The organism is Microbacterium sp. SORGH_AS_0505, assembly GCF_030818715.1.
Taxonomy (GTDB): Bacteria; Actinomycetota; Actinomycetes; order Actinomycetales; family Microbacteriaceae; genus Microbacterium.
This window is the reverse complement of the sequence record NZ_JAUTAT010000001.1, coordinates 2,891,912-2,913,854: the sequence shown is the minus strand read 5'-3', so window position 1 is coordinate 2,913,854 and position 21,943 is coordinate 2,891,912. Positions and strand designations below refer to the sequence as shown.

The following is a 21,943-nucleotide window of genomic DNA, read 5'->3' as shown; positions in this document are numbered from 1 at the left end:
GCTGGATGTTGTCGGAAACATCTCCGATGCGCACCATGATGTTTCCGATAACATCAGATGTCAAGTAACAGTTCGGGGACGAGGGCGCATGGCTGGTCGGAGCACGAAGCCGGCGACGATCTACGACGTCGCCGAGGCGGCCGGTGTCTCGCATCAGACGGTCAGCCGGTACTTGGCGGGGTACGAGGGTATCCGCCCGGCGACCCGGGAACGCGTCGAGCATGCCCTCCACCGGCTCGAGTACCGGCCCAACCTCAGTGCGCGGGGCCTGAAGCTCGGTCGATCGCACATCATCGCCGCTCTCACCCACGAGCTCGGGCAGGTGGGGCCGGCACGCGTTGCCGAGGGCGCCGCGGCCGCAGCCCGCGAGGCCGGGTACGTCCTCGACCTCATCACCCTCGACGTCCACAATCCGCGCGCGATCGAGGAGTCTCTGCGTCTGCTGAATCAGCAGACGCTCGCCGGCGTCCTCGCGCTGTCCTCAACGGACGAGATGAACCGGGTGTTCGCCGGAGCCGACTTCGCCGTGCCCCTTCACGTGCATTCCGAGCCCGACGATGCGACGGGCGCCCACGACACCGGTCTCCCGACGCTCATCGCGCACCTGGCCGCGCTCGGCCACCGTCGCATCGTGCACATCTCCGGCGCGGGCAACTGGCCAGCCAGCCGTAACCGCAGTCGGGCCGTCGCGGCCTCCGCGGCCGCCCACGGGCTCGAGGTGGTCGCGGAGTTCCAGGGCGATTGGTCGGCGGCGTCGGCTCACGCCGCCCTCGCTTCGCTCGAGCGGCTGCCCGCGGCATCCGCCTACGTCGCCTCGAATGACCAGATGGCCCTCGGCGCCATGCTCGCCCTCAAGGAGCGCGGTCTGCGCGTCCCCGAGGACGTCAGCGTCGCGGGTATCGACGACATCCCCGAGGCGGCGTTCTTCGACCCGCCGCTCACCACGCTTCGCGTCGACTTCGCTGCGCGCGGGCGTCAGATCGTCGCCGACATGCTCGACAAGATCGGCGCCCCCGCTCCCTCGAGCCCCGTCGTCGACGTGCCGACGCTGCAGGTCCGCAGGTCTACGGCCCCACCGCCCGACTGAACGGGTGCGGCTGTCGAGCGGAGGGGAAACGGCGGCGGCCGGCGACGCGTCACTCGATCCGGCCGCAGGGTGAGACGGCGAGGATGTCGAGCGTCTTCGGGCCATCACCCGCCTGTTCCGTCACGTCCACCGACACTCCGGTTCCCGCCCGGTTCACGCGGACGGTGGCGACGTCGGTGTCGATGCCGACGGGCTCGACGGCCCACTCCTCGCCCAGAGTCGTGGGGAGCTCGGTCAGGACGGCCCCGGTGTCCGCCGTGTCGGGAAGCACCGCCGACCCGTGGAACGTGGCGAAGGCGGTTCCCTCGGGACCGGAGGGGCCCGCGGTGCCGCTGTCGCACGCGGTCGACGTGGGGTCCCCGGTAGGGGTGAACTCGGCTCCGTCGGGCAGGGCGGCGACGACATCGGCGACCGCCTCTTGGGCGTGAGCGCGCACCGATGCGAACGTCGCTCCCTGCGGCGAGGCGCATCCCGCGAGGGCGAGGACGAGAAGACCGACGAGCACCGTTGCTGCGGCGGGGCGGGGCGCCATCAGCCGGTTCTCTCGCGAGCGAGGGAGGTGAGGAGGAGGCGGACATCGGCGAGCACGGTTCCGTTGGCCGACGCGTCGCCGCTGAAGAGGCGGTTGTGGAGCGTCAGCCCGCGAGCGAGCATGCCGCCCATCGCCGAGACAGGAACATCGGACAGGCCGGGATCGATGATGGTGATGCCGGGGAATTCCTCGGGTCCGACGCCGTAGCCGATGTCGCCCATCTGGAATCCGGCGTAGAGGCGGTTGATGTCGTCCGTTGCCTGCGCGGCGTAATAGGCCGTCCCGGGGGACGTCGTGTAGCCGTCGGTCGCCCCGACACCTGCCGCGAGGAAGCGGGCGTCGAAATGGGCACCGTCTTCTTCGGCGGCGCTGCCGACCTGCGATCCGGCGCTGTGCTCGTAGCTGAGCGTCGGCAGACCCGGGAAAGCGACGTCGATTCCCTCCACGATACGAGCGTAGCTCGCGCCCGCCGCCGTCGCGATCGTGTTGTTCTGCGGCCCCGAGGCGAGGTCGATCGAGAGCTGCGGCATCGGGGCGGCGAGCACGGTGAAGGCGACGACGGGTGTCGACGGGTCCGCGTGGTCCACCTGCCAATCTGCGAACGCGGTCACCGGGTCGGGCACCATGAAGCTTCGTATCGACGCGTTCGTCCCCGGAACGACCAGGAGGATGCCGGTGGCGGTCGCCGGATCTCCCGTCATCTCGACGAGGGCGCTGCGGTCCGGGGCGAAGAGGTAGAGCTTCACGGCGCCGCTGACGACTCTTGCCAGGTAGGAGTGTTCCTGCCGCAGGGGCTCGAGTTCCGCCTCCGAGGCGGGAGCGGACTCCCGTCGCGCCAGCGTCGTGAGGACCGTTTCGAGCTCGCTGAGTCGTTCTCTCGCCACGACGCGGTTGGCGGCGACACGCACGTCCGCGGGAAGACCGTCCAGAGCACCGATCCGCTCGGGAGCGGACCGGATGAGGGTTTCCCGCGTCGCGGCAGACAGGCCCGACCACCACACCGCGGCGGCAGAGGGGGCGATGTGACCGGCGTGGACGGGTATCGGCGAGTCGGAACCGGCAGCATCGTGAGCGGGCGAACGGTGCGTGCTCCCCGACGATCCGATGTGGGCGAAGAACAGGACGGCGGCAGCAGTCAGCGCGACGGCGGGGTGGGCGAGCGCGCGCAGCATACCGCTGATGATAGGGCTCCGCGGAGACACTCATCTCCCTCTTGAATACTGACCGCGGGCGCGGGTCACTCATAGACTTCTGCCGTGGTAGATACCCCCGCAGAGGACGCACCGCGTTTCAGTCCCGTCATCGCGTTGCTCGCCGTCTCGGCATCGTGGGAGGCCCAGCTCGCGGCAGAGCTTCGGGGCCTCGGTATCTCGACCCGGAAGTTCGGGCTGCTCGGGCACATCGGGGCCGAGCCGGGGATCTCCTTCTCCGAGCTCGCCCGTCGCTCGCGCATCACCGTCCAGTCCGCTCATGCCGCCGTGCACGCTCTGGTGGACGACGGCCTCGTCGCCGACGCGACGGCCCAAGCCGGGGCGGCGAGCGACCTGAGCGTGACCGAACGCGGCGCACAGGTGCTGCGCGACGCTCAGGACCGCCTCGAGCGACTCGACGATGCGCTGTCGCAATCGCACCCCCGTATCGCGGACTCTCTCGGCGGCATCCGCGCGGGCGTGATCGAGTGAGCCCGCGCCGCGGTCGGCCGCTGGCGATCGTCCGCGGCGTCGCGCGGATTCTTCTGGCCGTCCTCCTGATCGGGGCGGGCCTCGGCCACCTGACGGTTCTCCGGCGCGGGTTCCGGGTCGCTGTCCCCGACTGGTCGACCCGCGTGCTGCGGACGGACAAGGACACGATCGTCGTCGCCTCGGGCGTCGTCGAGATCGCGCTCGGCCTCGCCCTCATCGCCCTGCCTCGAGAGCGACGTCGGGTCGGGTTCGCCGTCGCGGCGCTGTTCGTCGCCGTCTTCCCCGGGAACATCCACCACTGGCGCTCGGGACGGGACGTGCCCGGGCTCGACTCGGACGCGAAGCGGTTCGGGCGGCTCTTCCTCCAGCCGGTGCTCGTCGCATGGGCCGTGTGGTCGACGCGGCGCTGACCGCGTTCTCACCGCCCCGCTCCTTCAGGTAGGCTGAAGGCGTGTTCCGCACCCCTCTCTCGATCTTCCGCATCCTTGCCATCGCCGAGGTGTTCTCATGGACCCTGCTCATCGCGGGTCTCATCATTCGTGCCGTGGGAGGACCCGCGCTCGCCGTCACGATCGGCGGCGGCATCCACGGCTTCGTCTTCCTGTCCTACGGGGCGACCGCGCTCGTCGTCGCCCTCAACAACCGGTGGGGTCTCGGCACGGCGGTGCTGGCGGTGGGATCAGCTGTCGTCCCCTACGCGACGCTCCCCGTGGAGATGTGGCTGCGACGCAGCGGAAGGCTCGACGGCGCGTGGCGAATCGACGAGACGTCGGACCCGCGCGACCGGCGCCCCGTCGACCGGTTGCTGCGCTGGTTCCTGCGGCACGCCGGCATCCTGATCGCGCTCGTCGTGGTCGCGGTCGTCGCCCTCTACGTCGTGCTGCTGATCGTCGGCCCTCCCGGAGGGCGTTGATCGTCAGCGACGCGTCGACACCGTCACGGTGAACTTCGCATCCCTCGCCACCTGACGGGTGGGTCCGACGAGCCGTTCGAGATCGCCGCGGTACCGCATCCCGGAATTCCAGACGCACCAGAGCTCGCCTCCCGGACGCAGGACGCGTGCCGCGTCGGCGAACAGCCGGAGCGCCAGCCGCTCGGTCAGCGCCGCACCGCTGTGGAACGGCGGGTTCAGTGCGACGAACGAGACGGATGCCGCGGCTCGGCTCGCGAGCAGATCATCGCGGACGACCTCGACCCGGTCCGCGACGCCGTTCGCGGCTGCCGTCGCGCGCGCCGAGGCGACCGCTGCCGCGGACTGATCCGAGGCGTAGACGGAGGCTGCGGGATGCCGCTTCGCGAGGTGCGCTGCGACGGCGCCCGTTCCGCACGCCATATCGATCAGCGGATCCTCCGGCGATCCGCCGGCAGGGTGCTCCGGCAGATGTGCGAGGAGGAGTCGGGTGCCGTGGTCGAGGCGCGCGCCCGCGAACGCGCCGCCGAAGGCGCGGATCTCGAGCTCGCTCTCGCGTCCTTCGGCGGGCGCGGGGTCACGGCCGTCCCGGGGTTCTTGTGCGAACAGGACGCGGGACTTCTGTCGGGCGTGCGAGACGTCGATGCGTCCGAAGTGCTCGCCCAGCACGTCGTTCATCGTCGGGGTCATGTGCTTCAGGCGGCCGCCGGCCATCACGACGACGTCGGGGGAGGCGTGGGCGGAGATGAGCCCCGCGACGTCGCGGAGCGCGTCGAGCGCGCGCGGCAGACGCAGGAGCACGACCCGAGCGTCTCGGACGGCGTCGGCGTCGAGCCCGACGACCCGGACGCGATCGCTCAGCCCGAGCTCCTCGGCGTTCCGGGCGATCGCCTGTTCACCGGCCAGGGCATCCTGATGGACGCGGACGTCCCGCGCGCCATCATGCGCGGCGGCCAGGGCGAGAGCGCCGTGGGTATCGCCGATCGCGACGATCGACCCGGCCGGTGCACCGGCGCGGAGGTCGGCGGACTCGTCCAGGATGAGCCGGTCGGCGGCATCCGATGCCACCAGATCCGGACCTTCGACGTCGGGGCGACGGGAGAGCCGGTCGAAGGGGAACGGGTCGGGTCGCGTCACCTCACCAGCGTAGGCGAGGGCATCGGCCGGTTCGTCGCCGGGCGGGGGATACTCGGAGGATGAAGACAATCGCTCGCTGGGCTCTCGCCGGCGCCATGGTGTTCGCCGGTCTCAGCCACCTGTTCTGGGCGCGCAAGGAGTTCCAGGCTCAGGTTCCCGACCTCGTGACCGACACCCTCCCGATCGACAAGGACGGTGTCGTCGTCGCCTCCGGCGCCGTCGAGATGATGCTGGGTGCCGCGCTCGTGGTGCTCCCGAAGGAGCGGCGCCGGATCGGCGTCATCCTCGCCGCCTTCTTCGTCGCGATCTTCCCCGGCAACATCGGGCAGGCGCTCGGCAAGCGCGACGGGTTCAGCCTCGACAGCGACAAGGCTCGGTGGGGCAGGCTGCTGTTCCAGCCCGTGCTCGTCGCGTGGGCTCTCTGGTCGACGCGCGACTGAGGAACGCATCGATCTGAGGAACCTCACCTCAACATTGTCGTCCTCGCGTCCGAAGGCTACTTTGACGTCAAGAGCCACGGCGGCTCCGTCGAAGGGGGATTCAATGAGGATGAATATGAGCAGACGCGGCCGAGTGAAGGCTCTCGTGGCTGTCGCTGTCGCTGCGCTGCTTTTCAGCATGGGGGCGACCCCGGCTCAGGCGGCCACAAGTAAGAGTTTCTCGAAGGCGGTGTCGGCATCCGGCTCGCTTTACCTCACCGCCGAGCGCGTGTGCATGAGGTACGCAGTGTCGGGAACGATGAAGTACACCACGAACCTCGGGGGTGGTGGCGGTGCCGACGTCTACGTCGTCAACGCATCCTTGAACTCCCCGGAGGTCAAGGTGTCATTCACGACGAATTGTTCGAGCTGGACGTACGTCAAAGCTCGAAGCGTGACCGCCAAGCTCTCTGTGTACTCATCATCATGTGAGCCCTCGCTCAGTGCGGGATTGACGCTTCCCTGGGCATTCAGTGTCGGCGTGTCATTGAGTTGCGCCTCCGGTCAGAAGACCGCGACGGGAACGGCCACCGACTCAGTCGACCGGACGCAGTATCGGTTCACCAATCAGGGTGTGGTCATCAAGCTCCCCGCGGAGTCAAACGACGCCAACATCGGGTCGAAGACCATCAAGTACTGCAGTCGTGTGGGACTGAAGCTCGGCACCACCCTTCCTGCGGGCACGGCCAACCCGGCCGCAAGAAACCTTTCGCTCTGCTCCACAGTCGCGAACCCCTTTTACGGGGGCTGAGTAGATCGCCGCATCGGCGTTCTCGCACACAGGACGAGGCCCTCGACCTGCTCCGGTCGAGGGCCTCGTCGCGTCGCTGCGGACGATCAGGTGCGCATGCCGCCGGTCCGCAGCCGCGACAGGGCGTCGACGGTGGCCGCGAGGATCAGGACGCCGCCCGTGACCAGGAGGTTGAAGCCCGCGTCGAGCTGCAGCAGGCCGAGTCCGTTGATGATGACCGCGATGACCAGTGCTCCGATCGCCGCGTGGATGAGGCGCCCTCGGCCACCGAACAGGCTCACGCCGCCGACGACGGCGGCCGCCACGCCTGAGAGGACGATGTCGCGTCCGACGGCGCCGTCGACCGACCCGACGCGCGCCTGATTGAACAGCAGCGACACGACGGCGAGGCCCGAGGCGGCGACGAAGCACCACCACTTCACCCAGCGCACCTTGATGCCGGCGCGGCGAGCGGCCTCGGCGTTGCCGCCGATGGCGTAGACGTAGCGGCCGAACCGGGTGCGGTCGAGGACGAACGTGCCGATGAAGAGGATCGTCAGCACCACCGGCACGATGATCGGCACGCCCTCGATCGGGATGATCGACTGCGACCGATTGAGGTTCAGCACGAACACGGCCGCTCCACCGAGGATCGTGAGGACCGCGAGCTTGGCCCACACGAGGGCGATGGGACGGTTGGGAACGCCGGCGCGGGTGCGGCGTCGGCGATCCCAGAACGACAGGCCGCCCGAGATCAACAGCATGATCAGAAGCATCACCCAGCCGCCCCAGACGGGCAGACGTCCGTTCTGCAGCGCCAGCAGCTCCGGCGCCTCGATCGGGTAGAGACCGCCCGCGCCGATGATGAGCAGGGCGAGACCCTGGTAGCCGAGGAACAGGCCGAGGGTGACGACGAACGACGGGATGCCGATCCTCGCCACAAGGAACCCGATCAACGCTCCGGTGGCCAGGCCGACGAGGAAGCCGATCGCGAGGGCGGGCGGCCAGGGGATGTCGAACTTCACGTTCAGCACGACGAACGTGGCGACGCCCACGCCGCCGGTGACACCCGCCGACAGGTCGATCTCGCCCAGGAGGAGGACGAACACGAGCGCCATGCCGAGCACGACGAGGGATGCCGCCTGGCTCATGAGGTTCGCGAAGTTGATGGGGGTGAAGAAGTACTGACTCAGCGTGCTGAACAGGATGACGAGCAGGACGAGGCCGCCGACGGCGGGCAGGGCGCCCATCTCGCCGCCGCGCACGCGCTGGAACCAGGCGCCTATCTGGTCGCCGACGCCGCCTTCGACGCCGCTGCCGATGAGGTCGCTCGCGACGGGGTCGGGTGCCGCCGCGGTCCGGGTAGTGGTGCTCATGCGTCGCCTCCGACGGGGATGGTGGATGTGCCGACGAGCTGCACGCCCGGCGGGACCTTGGTTCCGGTGATGTAGCCGACGATCTCGTCTCGGGTCGACTCCGAGGTCGGGACCTGCGCGACCATCTGGCCGAGGTAGAGGACGGCGATGTCGTCGGCGACCGCGAACACGTCGGCCAGATTGTGGCTGATCAGGACCACGGCGACGCCCTGGTCGGCGAGGCGTCGGACGAGGTTCAGCACCTGCTCCGTCTGGGCCACGCCGAGGGCGGCGGTGGGCTCGTCGAGGATGACGACGCGGGCCTTCTTGAGCACGGCGCGCGCGATGGCGACCGTCTGTCGCTGACCGCCGGAGAGGCTCGACACCTTCTGCCGGACGCTCTTGACGGTGCGCACCGATAGGGAGCGCAGCGTGTCCGAGGCATCCTTCTCCATGCGGCCCTCGTCGAACGTGCCGCCGATGACCTCTTCGCGGCCGAGGAACATGTTCTGGACGATATCGAGGTTGTCGCAGAGGGCGAGGTCCTGATAGACCACCTCGATGCCCAGTGCGCCCGCTTCGCGGGGGGTCCGAAGCGACTGCTCCTGACCGTCGACGAGGATCTCGCCGGTGTCGTAGGGCTGCACGCCGGCGAGGCCCTTGATGAGGGTGGATTTACCTGCGCCGTTGTCGCCGACGAGGGCGGTCACCATGCCCGGTCGGACTATGAGGTCGACGCCCTTGAGGACGCTGACCGGACCGAAGGACTTCGTGACGCGGCGGAGTTCGATGATGGGTTCGCTCATGCGGGTTCTCCAGGGAGATCGAGGGGTATCGCGCGGACAGAGGGGAGTGGGGATGCCGCGGGTCGCGGCATCCCCACTCCCGTCAGATCACTCGACGCCGAATTCGGTGCACTTGTCGGCGAGGCTGACACCGGCGATGTCGCCGGTGCAGACGTCCGAGGCGGAGGCGTCACCGGCGGCGACGACGTCCTTGACCTTGTCGGGGCCCACGAGCTGCGGCGTGACCGCGATGTAAGGCGTGCCGTCGTCGAGCTTCTGATCTGCCGTCGGGGTCGAGCCGTTCAGGAGGTCCGTGGCGATCTTGATGGCGGCCTCGGCCTCATCCTTGACGGGCTTGTAGACCGTGGCGGTCTGCCATCCGGTCAGGATGTTGCGCAGGCCCTCGACGTTGGCGTCCTGGCCCGAAACGGCGACACCCGTGAGGTCGCGGTCCTGGAGGACCTTGATGACACCGTCGGCGTTGGTGTCGTTGGCGGCCCAGACGCCGTCGACCTTGCCGCCGTTCGCGGTCAGAGCCTGCTCGAAGTTGGTCTGGGTCTTCGCGCCGTCCCAGACTCCCGGGGGCTCGGCGACCGGCTTGATGCCCGCCGCTTCCATGACCTCTTTCGCGCCCTTGAGGAACATGGCCGCGTTGCCGTCGGTGGGGTCGCCGCCCATGTAGTAGACGGCGGCCGTCTTCGGGTCCTTGCCGGCGGCCTTCAGGCCGTCGAGCACGGTCTGCCCCTCGAGCTTGCCGACCTCGACGTTGTCGAAGGAGACGTAGTAGTCCGCACCCTGGAAGGGGCGGTCGTAGGCGATGACCGGGATTCCCTGGGCCTTCGCCTTGGTGGCGACGCCGACGGCTGCGCCGTTGTAGTCGACCAGCATCATGACGCCGCAGCCCTTGGTGAGCTGCTGGTCGGCGATCGTCGTGTACTTCGACGTGTCGCCACCCGCGTTCTGGATGTCGACCTCGAAGCCGGCGCCGGTGAGCCCCTCTTCAAGATACTTGCGGTCGAAGTTCTCCCAGCGGGGCGACGACGCGGCGTCGGGGAGGATGACGCAGGCGCGCCCGGCTTCAGCGGGAGCCGCGCCACCGCTCGAGCCGCCGGGTGCCGGGGTGCTCGTGCTGGAACAGCCTGCGAGCAGGAGTGCGGCGGCCCCGAGGGCTGCGGCAACGGACAGGGACTTCTTCATCGTTCGCCTTTCGACAGTGAAATCGAGCGAGCGCGACTTCGCGCTTGACGACGATCTTGATGTGTTCACGAAATGAAGTCAAGATGTGAACATAACGCTTTCGTCACCGTCGACGGTCGTCCCGAACCCTCTTCGGAAGCGGCGTCCGGCGTGCCTGGATCAGGTCCGGCCAGCCCCGAGCTGCGTGCGTCGCGTGATCGCATCGAGAGCGACGGCGAACACGAGGACGGCGCCGGTCACCATGAACTGGACGGCCGAGCTGAGGTTGATGAGGGTCAGTCCCGACGAGATCGCCTGGATGACGACGACGCCGAGCAGGGCGGCGAAAGCCGAGCCCCGCCCGCCGAACAGTGAGGCGCCCCCGATGATCGCCGCGGCGATGGCGTTGAGGTTCGTGTCGGCGGCCCCCGTGCTCTGGTTGGCGGCGGCCAGCCGCGCGGCGGCGAGGATGCCGCCGGTCGCGGCCAGCACCGAGCACAGCACGAACACCGACACGACGATCCGGTTGACGCGGATGCCGGCCCGCCGCGCAGCCTCGATCGACCCGCCGACTGCGAACACCGACCGTCCCCACCGGGTGCGGGTCAGGGCGAAATGGGCGATCACGACGAGAACGACGAACAGGACGAACATGACGCCCACGCCGCGTGACAGGTTGAGGTACCAGGACCCGCCCACGAGTCCGACGAGCAGCAGCCCGCCGCGGATGAGGATGCTGACCGTGCGATCGCTCTCGAGCTCGGCCGCCGTGCGTCGCCGCGCGCGACCGAGCAGGGTGCCGGTGTAGCCGAGGGCCGTGGCCGCTGACAGGACGTAGGACAGCCACGCGGGCAGGTACATCTGCTGCGCGAACTGGACGATCCACGAGTCGAAGGGCAGGTTGATCGACCCCGCGTCGCCAAGGACCCACAGTTGTACGCCCAGGAGGCCCAGCAGGCCCGCCAACGTCACGACGAAGCTCGGGAGACCCAGCGTCGTGCGGAGCAGCCCGTAGACCGCGCCGACGACCGCTCCGGCGGTCAGGGCGGCCCCGATCGCGAGCCCGAGCGGCCATTGCAGCTGCACCGCGCCGACCGTCAGGATCGCGGCGGCCACACCGGACATGGAGCCGACCGAGAGATCTATCTCGCCGATGAGGAGGACGAGCACGATCCCGAGCGAGATGGTCCCCAGGGCGGCGCACTGCATGAGCATGTCGCTCAGGTTCCGGCTGGTGAGGAAGACCGGATTCAGGGCCTGGAAGACGATCGCGATGACGACGAGGGCCAGCACCACCGGCATCCGTCCCACGTCCCCGGAGCGGATCCGCGCGAGAACCCGGGCGAGGATCCCGACATCGCCGTTCACCGGTCGCCGTCCAAACGGCGCCGAGCGCCCGCGAGGGGGATGACCGGAGCGTGCGGCTCCTCGGGAGGAGGCAGGGGACGCGGGGAGTCGAGGGCGCCGGTGATCGCCGCGATCAGCACCTCGCTTGTCGCCGTCTCGGCGTCGAACTCGCCGTTGTTGCGCCCCAGGCGCAGGACCACGATGCGGTCGGCCACGGCGAGGACGTCGGTCAGGTTGTGGCTGATGAGGATCACGCCGTGGCCGCGATCGCGCAGGCGTTCGATGAGGTTCAGGACCTCGGCCGTCTGCGCCACCCCGAGGGCCGCGGTCGGTTCATCGAGGATCACGATGCGCGGCTCGCCGATCAGCGACCGGGCGATCGCGACCGTCTGACGTTGGCCGCCCGACAGCGTCGAGACCGGGACGCGAACGGAGGGGATCTTCGCCGCGAGCTCGCGCAGCAGCATCCACGTCCGCTCCTCCATGCCGACCTCGTCGAGGCGTCCGTGGTCGATGAGCTCGCGACCGAGCCAGAGGTTGGCGACGACGTCGAGGTTCTCGCAGAGGGCGAGGTCCTGGAACACCGTCGCGATGCCGAGGTCCTGCGCGTCGGCGGGGCTCGAGAGCTGCACGAGCTCGCCGTCGAGCTCGATCGTGCCGGCGTCGGCCGGGTGCACGCCTGCGAGGACCTTCACGAGGGTCGACTTGCCCGCGCCGTTGTCGCCGACGAGGGCGACGACCTCGCCCTCGCGCACACGGAAGTCGACCCCGCTGAGCGCGCGCACGGCGCCGAATCGTTTGTCGATGCCGCGCATCGACAGGACGTGGTCGCCGGTGCGACGGGAGGAGACGCTCACGCGGGGTGCTCTCATTCCAGGCCTGCCGCGGCGCAGGCCTCGGCGTAGGGGGGCGTGCAGATGTCCTCGACGGTCCAGAAGCCGTCGGCGACGACGGTCGAGGCGATGTCCTTCACGGTCACGGCGACGGGTGTCAGCAGGGTGGAGGGGATGCCGTCCACTGTCGTGTCGCCGGTGGGTCGCTCGCCCGCCGCCAGCTCCGTCGCGACGTCGGCGGCGATCGTCGCCTGTTCGCGGATCGCCTTGTAGACGGTCATGTACTGGTCGCCCGAGACGATGCGCTGCAGGGCCGTGAGCTCGGCGTCCTGTCCGGTGACGATGGGGAACGGCGAGACGTCGGCGGCACGCAGCGCTGCGATCGCTCCGCTCGCCGTGCCGTCGTTGGCGGCGTAGACCGCCGCGACGTCGTCGCCGTACTGCGCGAGCTGCCCCGCGACCCACGACTGCGCCTTGTCGGGACTCCAGTCGGGCGTGTCGTATTCGGCGAGGACGCGCAGGCCCGCCTTCTCGATCACACGCCGGGCGCCTTCGCGGAACTGCGCCGCGTTGCTGTCGGTAGGGGCCCCGTGCACCATGAGGATGCCGCCGTCCGAGCGGCCTTCGGCTTTCAGACCGGCGACGAGTGCCTCAGCCTGCAGCTCGCCGACGCGCTCGTTGTCGAACGAGACGTAGTACGCGGGCTCTCCGCCGCCGATGATCATCCGGTCGTACGAGATGACCGGCACGCCTTCGGTGGTGGCGGAGGCGAGGATGGATGCCGCGGCCCGCCCGTCGACGGGATCGAGGACGAGCACTGCAGCGCCCGCCGCGAGCGCCGATTCCGCCTGCTGCTGCTGGCGGGCGGCATCCTGATCGGCGTTCGTGTACAGCACCTGCGCGTCACCGAGCTCGGCGATCCGCTTCTCGAACACGGGGCGATCGAACGTCTCGTAGCGCGCGGTCTTCTTGTCGGGCAGGAGCAGCGCGATCGTCGTCTGTTCGGGGGAGTTGTCGGGAAGGGCGCACCCCGACAGTGCGGCAGCAGAAGCCGCCGCGAGCACGACGGCGGTGACGAGTCGCCTCATGCGGGGAGAGCGACCAGATCGGCGTCGACGGCCACGTGGTCGAGGGCCAGGGCGATCGCACCGCGGGTCTCGGCCCACTCCGCGAAGGCGGACGCGACGATTTCAGGAACCCCGCCGCCGAGGATCGCGCGGTCCAGGGCGTGCCGGAGAGGTGCCAGGAGGATCTCGCCGGCACGCGCCAACTCGCCGCCCACGACGATGCGTTCCGGGTCGATGAGGTTGCACAGGCTCGCCGCGGCGATGCCGATGTGGCGGCCGGCATCCGCGATCGTGCGCTGTGCGGCCGGGACACCGTCGCCCGCCGCCGTCACGAGGTCACGGAGGCGATGGATGCCGTCGGCTTCGCTGAAGCCGGCCAGGAGGGCGGGACCTGCGGCCACCGTCTCGAGGCAGCCTCGGTTTCCGCAGCGGCACAGCGCACCGTTCTCGTCGATCGTCATGTGCCCGATCTGACCGGTGCGGCCGCTGACTCCGCGGAAGAGCTCGCCGTCGACGAGGAGCCCTGCGCTGATGGAGTGGCCGACCGTGACGTACACCGACGACGAGGCCCCGCGGGCGGCGCCTTCGCGCGCTTCGGCGAGGGCACCGAGGTTCGCTTCGCTGTCCACGTGCACGGGGCGGCCGATCCGCGCGGAGAGGCTGCGTGCTATGTCGACCCCGTCCCATCCGGGCAGGAGGCCGGGCGTCGAGATGACGGATGTGCGCGGATCCACCGGGGCGGGCAGCGCCAAGCCGACGCCGAGCAGATCCGACAGGGACCCGCCGAGCCCGTCGACCATGTCGCCGAGCAGCAGACTCAGCCGGTCGAGTTCGGCGTCGTGCCGGTGGTCGGGGGCGAGCGGGATGGACGTCTCGGCGACGACGGACCGTGTCGCGTCGGCGATCGCGACGTGGAGTTTGCGGGTCGAGAAGTGCGCACCGGCGACGAGCCCGACCTGCCGCGCGAGCGAGACGAGGGTGGCGCGGCGGCCGCTGCGGGACGTGAAGGAGGTGTGGAGCACGCCGGAGGCGGTGAGCTCCTTGACGATGTTCGACACCGTTGCGGGGGAGAGCCCGGTGGCGCCGGCGAGCTCGATCTGCGTCAAGCGCCCATGCCTCTTGAGCGAATCGAGCAATCGTGCACGATTCGCCTCTCGCAGTGAGGACTGCGAGCCGGGCGGAGTTGACCGGCGAGCCACGGGGACACCCTACCGTGCCCGCCGTCGCCCGAGTCGGGATGGCGGCCCGGATCGCGCCGTCAGGAGCCGTCGACGGCGCGCACGCGGACGATATTGGTCGACTCGTCGAGTTCGGCGGCCTTCGGGTGCGCCTTCACGAAGTCCGAGAACGAGCGGTGACCCAGTGCCTTCTCGCTGAAGGAGGGATCCATGCGCTTGAGCAGATTCTTGACCGCCGAGAGGTGCATCCACTCCTCGTCGGTGCGGACCTGCTCGAGGCGCAGCGCGCGGGAGAGGAGCTGCTCGACGGGATCGACGGCCTTTCGGCGGCGGCGTGCCGTCGAGGGCGCGGTCTCCGGGGTGGGCTCGGGCTCGCGGGTCGCGACGCCCGGCAGGGCGTCGTAGGCGTCGAACTGGTCGCACGCGGCGGCGAGCGACTTGGCGGTCGATCCCGCGACGCCGACGGCGACGACGACGCGCCCCAGCCGCTTGCACCGCTGCGCGAGCGGGACGTAGTCGCTGTCGCCGGCGACGATGACGACATGGGTGAGGTCCTCGAGGCGGAACAGGTCCTCGACGGTGTCGACAGCGAGACGGATGTCGGCGCCGTTCTTCGCGTAGGCGGCCGCCGGGAAGAGCTGGACGAGGTCGACCGCGCGGGCGACGAGCTGCTGGCGGTAGAGCGAATTCACCGGCGACGACCAGTCGGCGTACGCGCGGGTGAGGACGAGCGTTCCGAAGGATGCCGCGTAGTCCATGATCGCGCCGACGTCGATCATCGCGGCGGCGAGGCGCTCCGAGATCTCCTTCTCGTCGGGGTCAGCGGCGATCCGCTGGCGGTCCCGCGAGTAGCTGTTGCGACCGTGGACCCGGTCGTACCAACTCATGACGATGTTGTCGAAATCGAGGTAGACCGCGACGCGAGGAGTGGAGGAATCCGGCATCCCCCCAGTCTTACAGCTTGTCCCGCGAGGGTGGTGAGGACGAGGGTGCGCGAAGACATGGCGTACTCATAGACTCTGGCCCATGCCGTACCTCATCTCGTTCGTCGTGCTGGCGGGCATGATCTTCGCGCTGATCGACATCATCACGAGGGATCAGAGCCTCGTGAAGCACATGCCGAAGACGGTGTGGTTGTTCGTCGTCATCCTGCTTCCGTTCCTCGGCACCGTGCTGTGGTTCGCGATCGGTCGGGAGTACCCGCAACGCGAGGTGCGCCGCGCGCCGCAGTTCGCGCCGTGGGCGACCGAGCCGGCGGCCGCGCCGGTGCGCCGATCGGACGCTCGGTCGACCGAGCAGCAGCTCGCCGATCTCGAGCGTGAGATCGAGGAGGAGCGGCTGCGCGCCGAGCTCGCCCGGCGTCGCGGGGAGCTCGGAGACCCGGCCTGAGGCGGACTCAGCTGCGCGGGTAGACGACGCCGATCTGGCGCCGGATCTCGTCGAGGGTGCCCATGATGGCGACGCTCTCGTCCATCGGCAGCAGGTCGCTGTCGGTGCGGCCCTCGGCGATGAGCTGCTCGGCGTAGAGCGCCTGGAACTGCATGCCGCGCCCGTCGATCTCGGCGCGGAACTCTTCGACGACCGCGCCGTCGACGTCGAACACACGGAAAGAGGTCGGCGCGTAGAAGACCCCGTCGATCTCGATGCGTCCCTTCGTCCCGACGATCTGCGCCGCGTTGGCGCCGGCGCCCCGCATGGAGGTGAGGAGCGACGAGACCCCGCCCGACGCGTGGCGCACGGAGATCGCGACGTCGGTGTCGGCGCCGGTCTCGCCGAGCTGCGCCGTCGCCAGGATCTCGGCGGGCGCGCCGAGGACGTCCCAGGCGAACGAGACGGGGTAGATCCCGAGGTCGAGGAGCGCACCGCCGCCGAGCGCGAGATCGTTGAGCCGGTGATCGGGGTCGGTGGGGAGGTTCTGCGTGTGGTCGGCGCTGAGCACCCGCACCTCGCCGATGACGCCCGCCGCGAGGATCTCCCGCAGGCGCACCATGTGGGGCAGGTACCGCGTCCACATCGCCTCCATCGCCAGCAGGCCGTGATCGGCGGCGAGGTCGCGGATCGCGACGGCCTGGTCGGCGTCGAGGGTCAGGGGCTTCTCGATGAGCACGTGCTTGCCGTGCTCGAGGGCGAGGGCCGCGCACGCGAGGTGGTGGCTGTGGGGCGTCGCGATGTACACGATGTCGACCTCGGGGTCGGCGACGAGCTCGTCGTACGATCCGTAGGAGCGGGGGATGCCGTACTTCGCGGCGAATTCCTGCGCCGACTCGGAGCGGCGCGAGCCCACGGCGGTGACCGTCAGACCCGCCGTCTTCAGGTCGGCGGTGAAGGCGTGCGCGATGCCGCCGGTGGCCAGGATTCCCCATCGAAGTGCGGTCATGCCCCGAGCCTATCGGCGGGCGCGGGTGGGTCGATCTAGAGTCGGACCGTGGCCCGCACCTCCGATTCCTCCCTCGGCCGCTTCCGCGAACTCCTGCAGATCCCGACGGTCTCCCTGGATCCGGGTGATGCCGACGCCGACGGCACGCACTTCCTCCGTTTCCACGACGCTCTCGTTCGTCTCTACCCGGCCCTGCATGCGGTCCTCGAGCGGGAGGCGGTGGCCGGGTATTCGCTCCTCTATCGCTGGCGCGGGCGGGATGCCGCGTCCCCGCTCGTCCTCATGGCGCACATCGACGTCGTTCCCGTCGTCGCGTCGGAGTGGTCGCATGAGCCGTTCGGCGCCGAGCTCGTCGGCTCCGGGGACACCGCCGAGATCCATGCGCGCGGCGCCGTCGACGACAAGGGGTCCCTCGTCGCGATCCTCGAGGCCGTGGAATCGCTCGTCGCGGAGGGCGTTGTGCCCGAGCGCGACGTATACCTGGCCTTCGGGCACAACGAGGAGGTCGCCGGCGACGGTGCGCAGGCGATCGTCGAGGTGCTGCGACAGCGGGGCGTGCGTCCGTCGCTCGTGCTCGACGAGGGCGGCGCCGTCGTCGAGGGAGCGCTGCCGGGGGTGACCGTCCCGACCGCCGTCATCGGCGTCGCCGAACGCGGCGTGATGACGGTGCACCTGACCGCCCGTGAACTCGGCGGGCACGCCTCGACGCCGCCCCGCGACCCCGCCACCGCGCGGCTCGCCCGAGCCGTCCTGCGGCTGCACCGGCGCCCGTTCCCTACCCGACTCGTGCCGCCGGTGCGGGCGATGTTCGAGACGGTCGCGCCATACACGTCGGGGCCGCTCCGGCGCGTGTTCGCGAGCATCGGGGTGACCGGCCGGCTCCTCGTCAAGGTCTTCCCGCGCCTCGGGCCCGAGCTCAACGCGCTCGTGCGGACCACCGCGGTCGTCACCGAGCTCTCCGGTGCAGCCGGGGCGAACGTCCTGGCCACGGCGGCACGGGCGAGCGTCAACGTCCGGCTCCTCCCCGGAGACACCGCGACGTCGGCGGAGGCGCGCATTCGCCGTGTCGTCGGCGACCCGCTCGTCGAGGTCGACGTGGTCTCGGCATCCGACCCGTCCCCCGTGTCCCCCTGGTCGGGTCCCGCGTGGGACCGTCTCGCGGCGGCGACGCGGTCGGCGCTCGGCGAAGAGGTCCTGCCGACCCCCTACATCCAGCTCGGCGCGAGCGACAGCCGCTGGTTCACCGAGATCAGCGGACACGTGTACCGCTTCACGCCGTTCCACCTCACTCGGGGCGAGCGCGAGGCGCTGCACTCGCACGACGAGCGGATCCGTGTGGGCTCGTGGCTGCGCGGCATCGAGTTCTACCGCGACCTGCTGCGGGCGAGCTGACTCAGCCCGCGAGCGCCTTCGAGATCCGCTGCAGCGAGACGGGCTCGGCCGTGCCGAGGCGCTGCGCGAACAGGCTCACGCGGAACTCCTCGAGCAGCCAGCGAGCGTGTTCGAGTCGCGCGGAGGTGCCGGCGGGCAACGGGAGGGTGCCCCCGGCATCCGCGAACAGGGCGGCGGCCCGCTCGTACTCGGTCATCCGCTGCCGGTCGCGACCGGGGTTGTCCGAGAGCCCGTCGACCCGCTCCTTCGCCCCCTGCAGGTAGCGGGGGAGGTGCGCGAGGCGCGCGGTGCCGGTGCGCGAGAGGAACCCGGGGTGGATGAGGCCGGCGAGCTGGCCCTTCACATCTCCCAGGGCGGCGAGGAGCGTCATGGAGTTCTGGTTCTTCACCGCCCGCTCGACGTCGCGCTGCAGGGTGAGGATGCGGGCGGCCAGCGACACGGTCTGGAACAGCTCGTCGACGACCCGGGAAGAGAACGCGTCGCGGGCGGCGGTGAACGCTGCTTCGGTCCGGATGACCGCATCGCCCATGACGGCGTCCGCGACGGCGACCCGCGCGTCTTCGATGAGCGCCTTCGCCGACGGATAGGGCGAGGCCGCCAGGGCGAGCTTCTCGGGCGCCGTCAGGTGATCCATGACGTACGCGGTCGGCGAGGGCACGGCGAGCAGCAGCAGTCGCCGGGCGCCGGCGCGGGTGAGCTCGGCGGCGCGTTCGGCGGTCGCCTCGATGCGCAGCGACACCCCGTCCTTCGCGTCGACGAGCGCCGGGTACCCGCGGACGACGCCGCCGGCGACCTTCGTGTCGACGACCTCGGGCAGGTCCCCGACGTCCCACGTCGTGATGCCGGTGCGCTCGATGGGGGCGCTCGCGGCGGCGACGGTCGCGGCGGGGGATGCCGCCGGCTGCGGGCCGCGCTTCGGCGCGAGCGAGCGGGCGACCGATTCGCGGGCACGGCCGGCGAGGCGATCCTGCAGCTCGCGCAGGTCGCGGGACGACCCGACGGTGCGCCCGCGCTGGTCGACGGCGCGGAACGAGACACCCAGGTGGGCGGGGACGCGCTCGAGGTCGAAGTCGCGCTCGGTGACCGGCTGGTGCGCGACGCGCTGGATGCGCGCGGCGAGGGCTGCACGGAGAGTGGATGCCGGGAGTCCGTCGGTGTCCTCGGGGCCAGACCCGCGCAGCTCGTCGCCGAGGGTGCTCGCCCAGTCCGCCGCGGGCACGACGTGTCGGCGGATCGCCTTGGGGAGCGCCTTGATGAGCCCGGTGACGAGCTCGTCGCGCATGCCGGGGACCTGCCAGTCGAACCCGTCGGGGCGCAGCTGAGCGAGCAGGGCAAGGGGCACGACGACGCTGACGCCGTCGTCGGACGCACCGGGCTCGAAGCGATAGGCGAGCGAGAGCACTTGGTCGCCCTGTCGCCAGCGCGTCGGGAAGTCGCGCTCGTCGGTGCGCGCGGACTCGCCGAGGAGGTCGGCCTCGGTCATGTCGAGGAGCTTCGGGGCGGCGGGCTGCGTCTCGCGCCACCATGCCTCGAACGAGCGGACGTCGAACACGTCGTGCGGCACGCGGGCGTCGTAGAAGGCGTACACCGCTTCGTCGCCGACGAGGATGTCGCGGCGGCGCTCGCGCTCCTCGATGCGCTCGAGCTGACGCCGCAGCTCGCCGTTGCGGCGCTCGAACGCCGTGAGCCGCTTGTCGAGGTGCTGGCTGTTCCACTCGCCCTCGACGAGCGCGTGGCGCAGGAACAGCTCCCGGGCGAGGTCGCGATCGCGGCGGGCGAGCTGCACCCGGCGGCGCGGGATGATCTCGACGCCGAAGAGCGTCACCTTCTCGGCCGCGACGGCAGCGCCGGCATCCTTCGACCAGTGCGGGTCGCTGAGGCTGCGGTGGGCGAGGTCACCGGCGAGGTCCTCGGCCCAGGCGGGGTCGATGGCGGCGACCGTGCGGCCGAACAGGCGGGAGGTCTCGACGAGCTCGGCGGCCATGACGGCGTCGGGAGAGGCCTTGCGCAGGCCCGAGCCGGGGAACACCGCGAACGAGGCGCCGCGCGCGCCGCGGTACTGCGGCAGCGGTTTGCGGGCGTTCTTCTTGGCGGGATCGGTCGTTACCGAACGCGTGTCGAGGATGCCGATGTGCGAGAGGAGCCCCGACAGGATCGCCCGGTGGAGCGCGTCGGGATCGGCGGCGCCCGCGGGCTGACGCGGGGCATCCTTCGGCGAACCGGAACGGGAGAGCGTCGAGAGCTGCCGGTGCACGTCGAACCACTCGCGGACGCGCACGTAGTTCAGGTGCTCGCTGCGGCAGAGGCGCCGGAAGGCGCTCGAGCCGAGCTCGCGCTGCTGCTCGCGCAGGTGGTTCCAGAGGTTCAGCAGGGTGAGGAAGTCGCTCGTCGGGTCGACGAACCGCGCGTGCAGGCGATCGGCCTCCTCGCGGCGCTCCTCGGGGCGTTCGCGGACGTCCTGGATCGACAGTCCCGACACGATCGCGAGCACGTCGCGCGAGACGCCGAGCTTCTCGGCCTCGAGCAGCATCCGCGCGAACCTCGGGTCGATCGGCAGTCGCGCGATGCGCCGACCGAGGCTCGTCAGTCGCAGCGCGCCCGTGCGCCCTGCGACGGCTCGGAGCTCGGTGAGCAGTTCGACGGCCGCCTTCACGCCGCGGCTGTCGGGCTTTGTGAGGAACGGGAACTCGGTGACGTCGCCGAAGCCGAGCGAGAGCATCTGCAGGATGACCGACGCGAGCGAGGTGCGGAGGATCTCGGGCTCGGTGAACTCGGGCCGCGCGGTGAAGTCGTCCTCGCCGTACAGGCGGATCGCGATGCCCGCCGACGTGCGACCGGCACGCCCGGAGCGCTGCTGCGCCGAGGCCTGCGAGATCGCCTCGATCGGCAGCCGCTGGATTTTCGACCGCACGCTGTAGCGCGAGATGCGCGCCGTGCCGGTGTCGACGACGTAGCGGATGCCGGGGACCGTGAGGCTCGTCTCGGCGACGTTCGTGGCGAGGATGACCCGTCGCCGGACGCCGGCCACCGCGGACGGTTCGAAGACTCGGTGCTGCTCGGCGGACGAGAGCCGTCCGAACAGCGGCAGGACTTCGGTGGGGCGGGCGTCCTTCGCGTACAGGCCGCGGACGGCATCCATCGCGTCGCGGATCTCGGCCTCGCCGGGGAGGAAGACGAGCACGTCGCCGTCGGGCTCCCGGTCGAGTTCGCGGAGGGCGGCGAGCAGGCCGTCGACGTCGTCCTCCGTCTCCTCATCGTGCGCGCGGTAGCGGATCTCGACGGGGTAGGTGCGGCCCGAGACCTCGATGATCGGGGCGGGGACGCGCTCGCCGTCCGGTGCCGTCGCGGCGAAGTGCGCCGCGAAGCTCTCGGGGTCGATCGTCGCCGAGGTGATGATCACCTTCAGATCCGGGCGCTCGGGCAGGATGCGGGCGAGGTAGCCCAGCAGGAAGTCGACGTTGAGGGACCGCTCGTGCGCCTCGTCGACGATGATCGTGTCGTAGCGGCGCAGCAGTCGGTCTCGGTGGATCTCGTTGAGCAGGATGCCGTCGGTCATCAGCGTGACCCGCGTGGCGTCGGTCACCTCGTCGGTGAAGCGGACCTTGTAGCCGATCGCCCCGCCGAGGGGCACCTGCACCTCGTGCGCGAGGCGTTCGGCGATCGACCGCGCCGCGATGCGCCGGGGCTGCGTGTGGGCGATACGGGTGCGGCCGAGCTCGAGGCACATCTTCGGCAGCTGGGTGGTCTTGCCCGACCCGGTGGCGCCGGCGACGATGACGACCTGGTTCTCCGCGATGGCGCGCGAGATCTCGTCCCGCGCGGCGCTGACGGGCAGCTCCGGGGGATACGAGAGGACGGGGGCGGGTGCGGACACAG

At 70.4% G+C, this 21,943-nt stretch carries 21 protein-coding genes; 8 read left to right on the top strand and 13 right to left on the bottom strand.

Annotation, left to right across the window (positions count from 1 at the left end; translation table 11 throughout):
- Positions 1-88 precede the first annotated feature (88 nt).
- On the top strand, positions 89-1,087 hold the full coding sequence (locus QE428_RS14490) for a LacI family DNA-binding transcriptional regulator (RefSeq protein ID WP_091354923.1): 999 nt from the start codon (positions 89-91) through the stop codon (positions 1,085-1,087).
- 49 nt (positions 1,088-1,136) lie between these two features.
- Here QE428_RS14490 and QE428_RS14485 read toward each other — a convergent pair whose 3' ends face one another.
- Entirely contained in the window at positions 1,137-1,619 is a 483-nt protein-coding gene (locus tag QE428_RS14485; RefSeq protein ID WP_307470514.1) for a hypothetical protein, read from the bottom strand.
- The gene (locus tag QE428_RS14480; RefSeq protein WP_307470512.1) at positions 1,619-2,791 is read right to left on the bottom strand and encodes a hypothetical protein; all 1,173 of its coding nucleotides are present in this window, start codon (positions 2,789-2,791) and stop codon (positions 1,619-1,621) included. Before QE428_RS14480 ends, QE428_RS14485 begins: the two co-directional genes overlap by 1 nt.
- Before the next feature lie 84 nt (positions 2,792-2,875).
- On the opposite strand from QE428_RS14480, the gene QE428_RS14475 reads away from it, so the two are divergent.
- The 3 genes from QE428_RS14475 to QE428_RS14465 are packed head-to-tail and all read left to right on the top strand — an operon-like array spanning position 2,876 to position 4,214.
- Positions 2,876-3,301 carry a MarR family winged helix-turn-helix transcriptional regulator gene (locus QE428_RS14475; RefSeq protein WP_231916581.1) on the top strand — a complete coding sequence of 142 codons (426 nt, stop codon included), beginning with the start codon at positions 2,876-2,878 and terminating at the stop codon, positions 3,299-3,301.
- Positions 3,298-3,711 (top strand): hypothetical protein, encoded by a 414-nt coding sequence (locus tag QE428_RS14470; RefSeq protein ID WP_307470509.1) that lies wholly within the window; start codon positions 3,298-3,300, stop codon positions 3,709-3,711. Before QE428_RS14475 ends, QE428_RS14470 begins: the two co-directional genes overlap by 4 nt.
- A 41-nt stretch (positions 3,712-3,752) precedes the next feature.
- A complete protein-coding gene (locus QE428_RS14465) occupies positions 3,753-4,214 on the top strand; it encodes a DUF3817 domain-containing protein (protein ID WP_133399925.1) in 462 nt (153 codons plus the stop codon).
- Between the two features lie 3 nt (positions 4,215-4,217).
- On the opposite strand, the gene QE428_RS14460 is transcribed toward QE428_RS14465, so the two are convergent.
- Positions 4,218-5,348: a class I SAM-dependent methyltransferase gene (locus tag QE428_RS14460; RefSeq protein WP_307470507.1), complete on the bottom strand. Its 1,131-nt coding sequence runs from the start codon at positions 5,346-5,348 to the stop codon at positions 4,218-4,220.
- 59 nt (positions 5,349-5,407) lie between these two features.
- Between QE428_RS14460 and QE428_RS14455 the strand changes: the two genes are divergently transcribed.
- On the top strand, positions 5,408-5,788 hold the full coding sequence (locus QE428_RS14455; protein ID WP_307470505.1) for a hypothetical protein: 381 nt from the start codon (positions 5,408-5,410) through the stop codon (positions 5,786-5,788).
- Positions 5,789-5,903: 115 nt separating this feature from the next.
- Positions 5,904-6,578, top strand: a complete 675-nt coding sequence (locus tag QE428_RS14450) for a hypothetical protein (RefSeq protein ID WP_307470503.1) — start codon at positions 5,904-5,906, stop codon at positions 6,576-6,578.
- 86 nt (positions 6,579-6,664) lie between these two features.
- Here QE428_RS14450 and QE428_RS14445 read toward each other — a convergent pair whose 3' ends face one another.
- The 8 genes from QE428_RS14445 to QE428_RS14410 form a co-directional block, all read right to left on the bottom strand.
- Complete coding sequence (locus QE428_RS14445) at positions 6,665-7,933, bottom strand: sugar ABC transporter permease (RefSeq protein WP_091354899.1); 1,269 nt, start codon at positions 7,931-7,933, stop codon at positions 6,665-6,667.
- Positions 7,930-8,718, bottom strand: coding sequence for an ATP-binding cassette domain-containing protein (locus QE428_RS14440; protein ID WP_091354896.1), 789 nt, complete (start codon positions 8,716-8,718; stop codon positions 7,930-7,932). The genes QE428_RS14445 and QE428_RS14440 overlap by 4 nt, the downstream gene beginning before the upstream one ends.
- Before the next feature lie 87 nt (positions 8,719-8,805).
- Positions 8,806-9,894 (bottom strand): sugar ABC transporter substrate-binding protein, encoded by a 1,089-nt coding sequence (locus QE428_RS14435; protein WP_091354893.1) that lies wholly within the window; start codon positions 9,892-9,894, stop codon positions 8,806-8,808.
- 159 nt (positions 9,895-10,053) lie between these two features.
- Positions 10,054-11,241 (bottom strand): sugar ABC transporter permease, encoded by a 1,188-nt coding sequence (locus QE428_RS14430; protein WP_307470500.1) that lies wholly within the window; start codon positions 11,239-11,241, stop codon positions 10,054-10,056.
- Entirely contained in the window at positions 11,238-12,077 is an 840-nt protein-coding gene (locus QE428_RS14425; RefSeq protein ID WP_091354886.1) for an ATP-binding cassette domain-containing protein, read from the bottom strand. Before QE428_RS14425 ends, QE428_RS14430 begins: the two co-directional genes overlap by 4 nt.
- A gap of 11 nt (positions 12,078-12,088) precedes the next feature.
- Entirely contained in the window at positions 12,089-13,141 is a 1,053-nt protein-coding gene (locus QE428_RS14420; RefSeq protein WP_307470498.1) for a substrate-binding domain-containing protein, read from the bottom strand.
- Positions 13,138-14,319 (bottom strand): ROK family transcriptional regulator, encoded by a 1,182-nt coding sequence (locus QE428_RS14415; RefSeq protein ID WP_307470496.1) that lies wholly within the window; start codon positions 14,317-14,319, stop codon positions 13,138-13,140. Before QE428_RS14415 ends, QE428_RS14420 begins: the two co-directional genes overlap by 4 nt.
- A gap of 59 nt (positions 14,320-14,378) precedes the next feature.
- The gene (locus QE428_RS14410) at positions 14,379-15,242 is read right to left on the bottom strand and encodes an NYN domain-containing protein (RefSeq protein ID WP_091354875.1); all 864 of its coding nucleotides are present in this window, start codon (positions 15,240-15,242) and stop codon (positions 14,379-14,381) included.
- Positions 15,243-15,324: 82 nt separating this feature from the next.
- Between QE428_RS14410 and QE428_RS14405 the strand changes: the two genes are divergently transcribed.
- The gene (locus QE428_RS14405; RefSeq protein ID WP_091354871.1) at positions 15,325-15,687 is read left to right on the top strand and encodes a PLD nuclease N-terminal domain-containing protein; all 363 of its coding nucleotides are present in this window, start codon (positions 15,325-15,327) and stop codon (positions 15,685-15,687) included.
- Between the two features lie 7 nt (positions 15,688-15,694).
- Here the strand turns inward: QE428_RS14405 and QE428_RS14400 are convergent, their stop codons facing one another.
- Positions 15,695-16,675 carry a Gfo/Idh/MocA family protein gene (locus QE428_RS14400; protein ID WP_307470494.1) on the bottom strand — a complete coding sequence of 327 codons (981 nt, stop codon included), beginning with the start codon at positions 16,673-16,675 and terminating at the stop codon, positions 15,695-15,697.
- A 48-nt stretch (positions 16,676-16,723) separates the two neighbouring features.
- On the opposite strand from QE428_RS14400, the gene QE428_RS14395 reads away from it, so the two are divergent.
- Entirely contained in the window at positions 16,724-18,067 is a 1,344-nt protein-coding gene (locus QE428_RS14395; protein ID WP_307470492.1) for a M20/M25/M40 family metallo-hydrolase, read from the top strand.
- A gap of 1 nt (position 18,068) precedes the next feature.
- Here QE428_RS14395 and hrpA read toward each other — a convergent pair whose 3' ends face one another.
- Positions 18,069-21,941 (bottom strand): ATP-dependent RNA helicase HrpA, encoded by a 3,873-nt coding sequence (gene hrpA / locus QE428_RS14390; RefSeq protein WP_307470490.1) that lies wholly within the window; start codon positions 21,939-21,941, stop codon positions 18,069-18,071.
- Between the last annotated feature and the right edge of the window lie 2 nt (positions 21,942-21,943).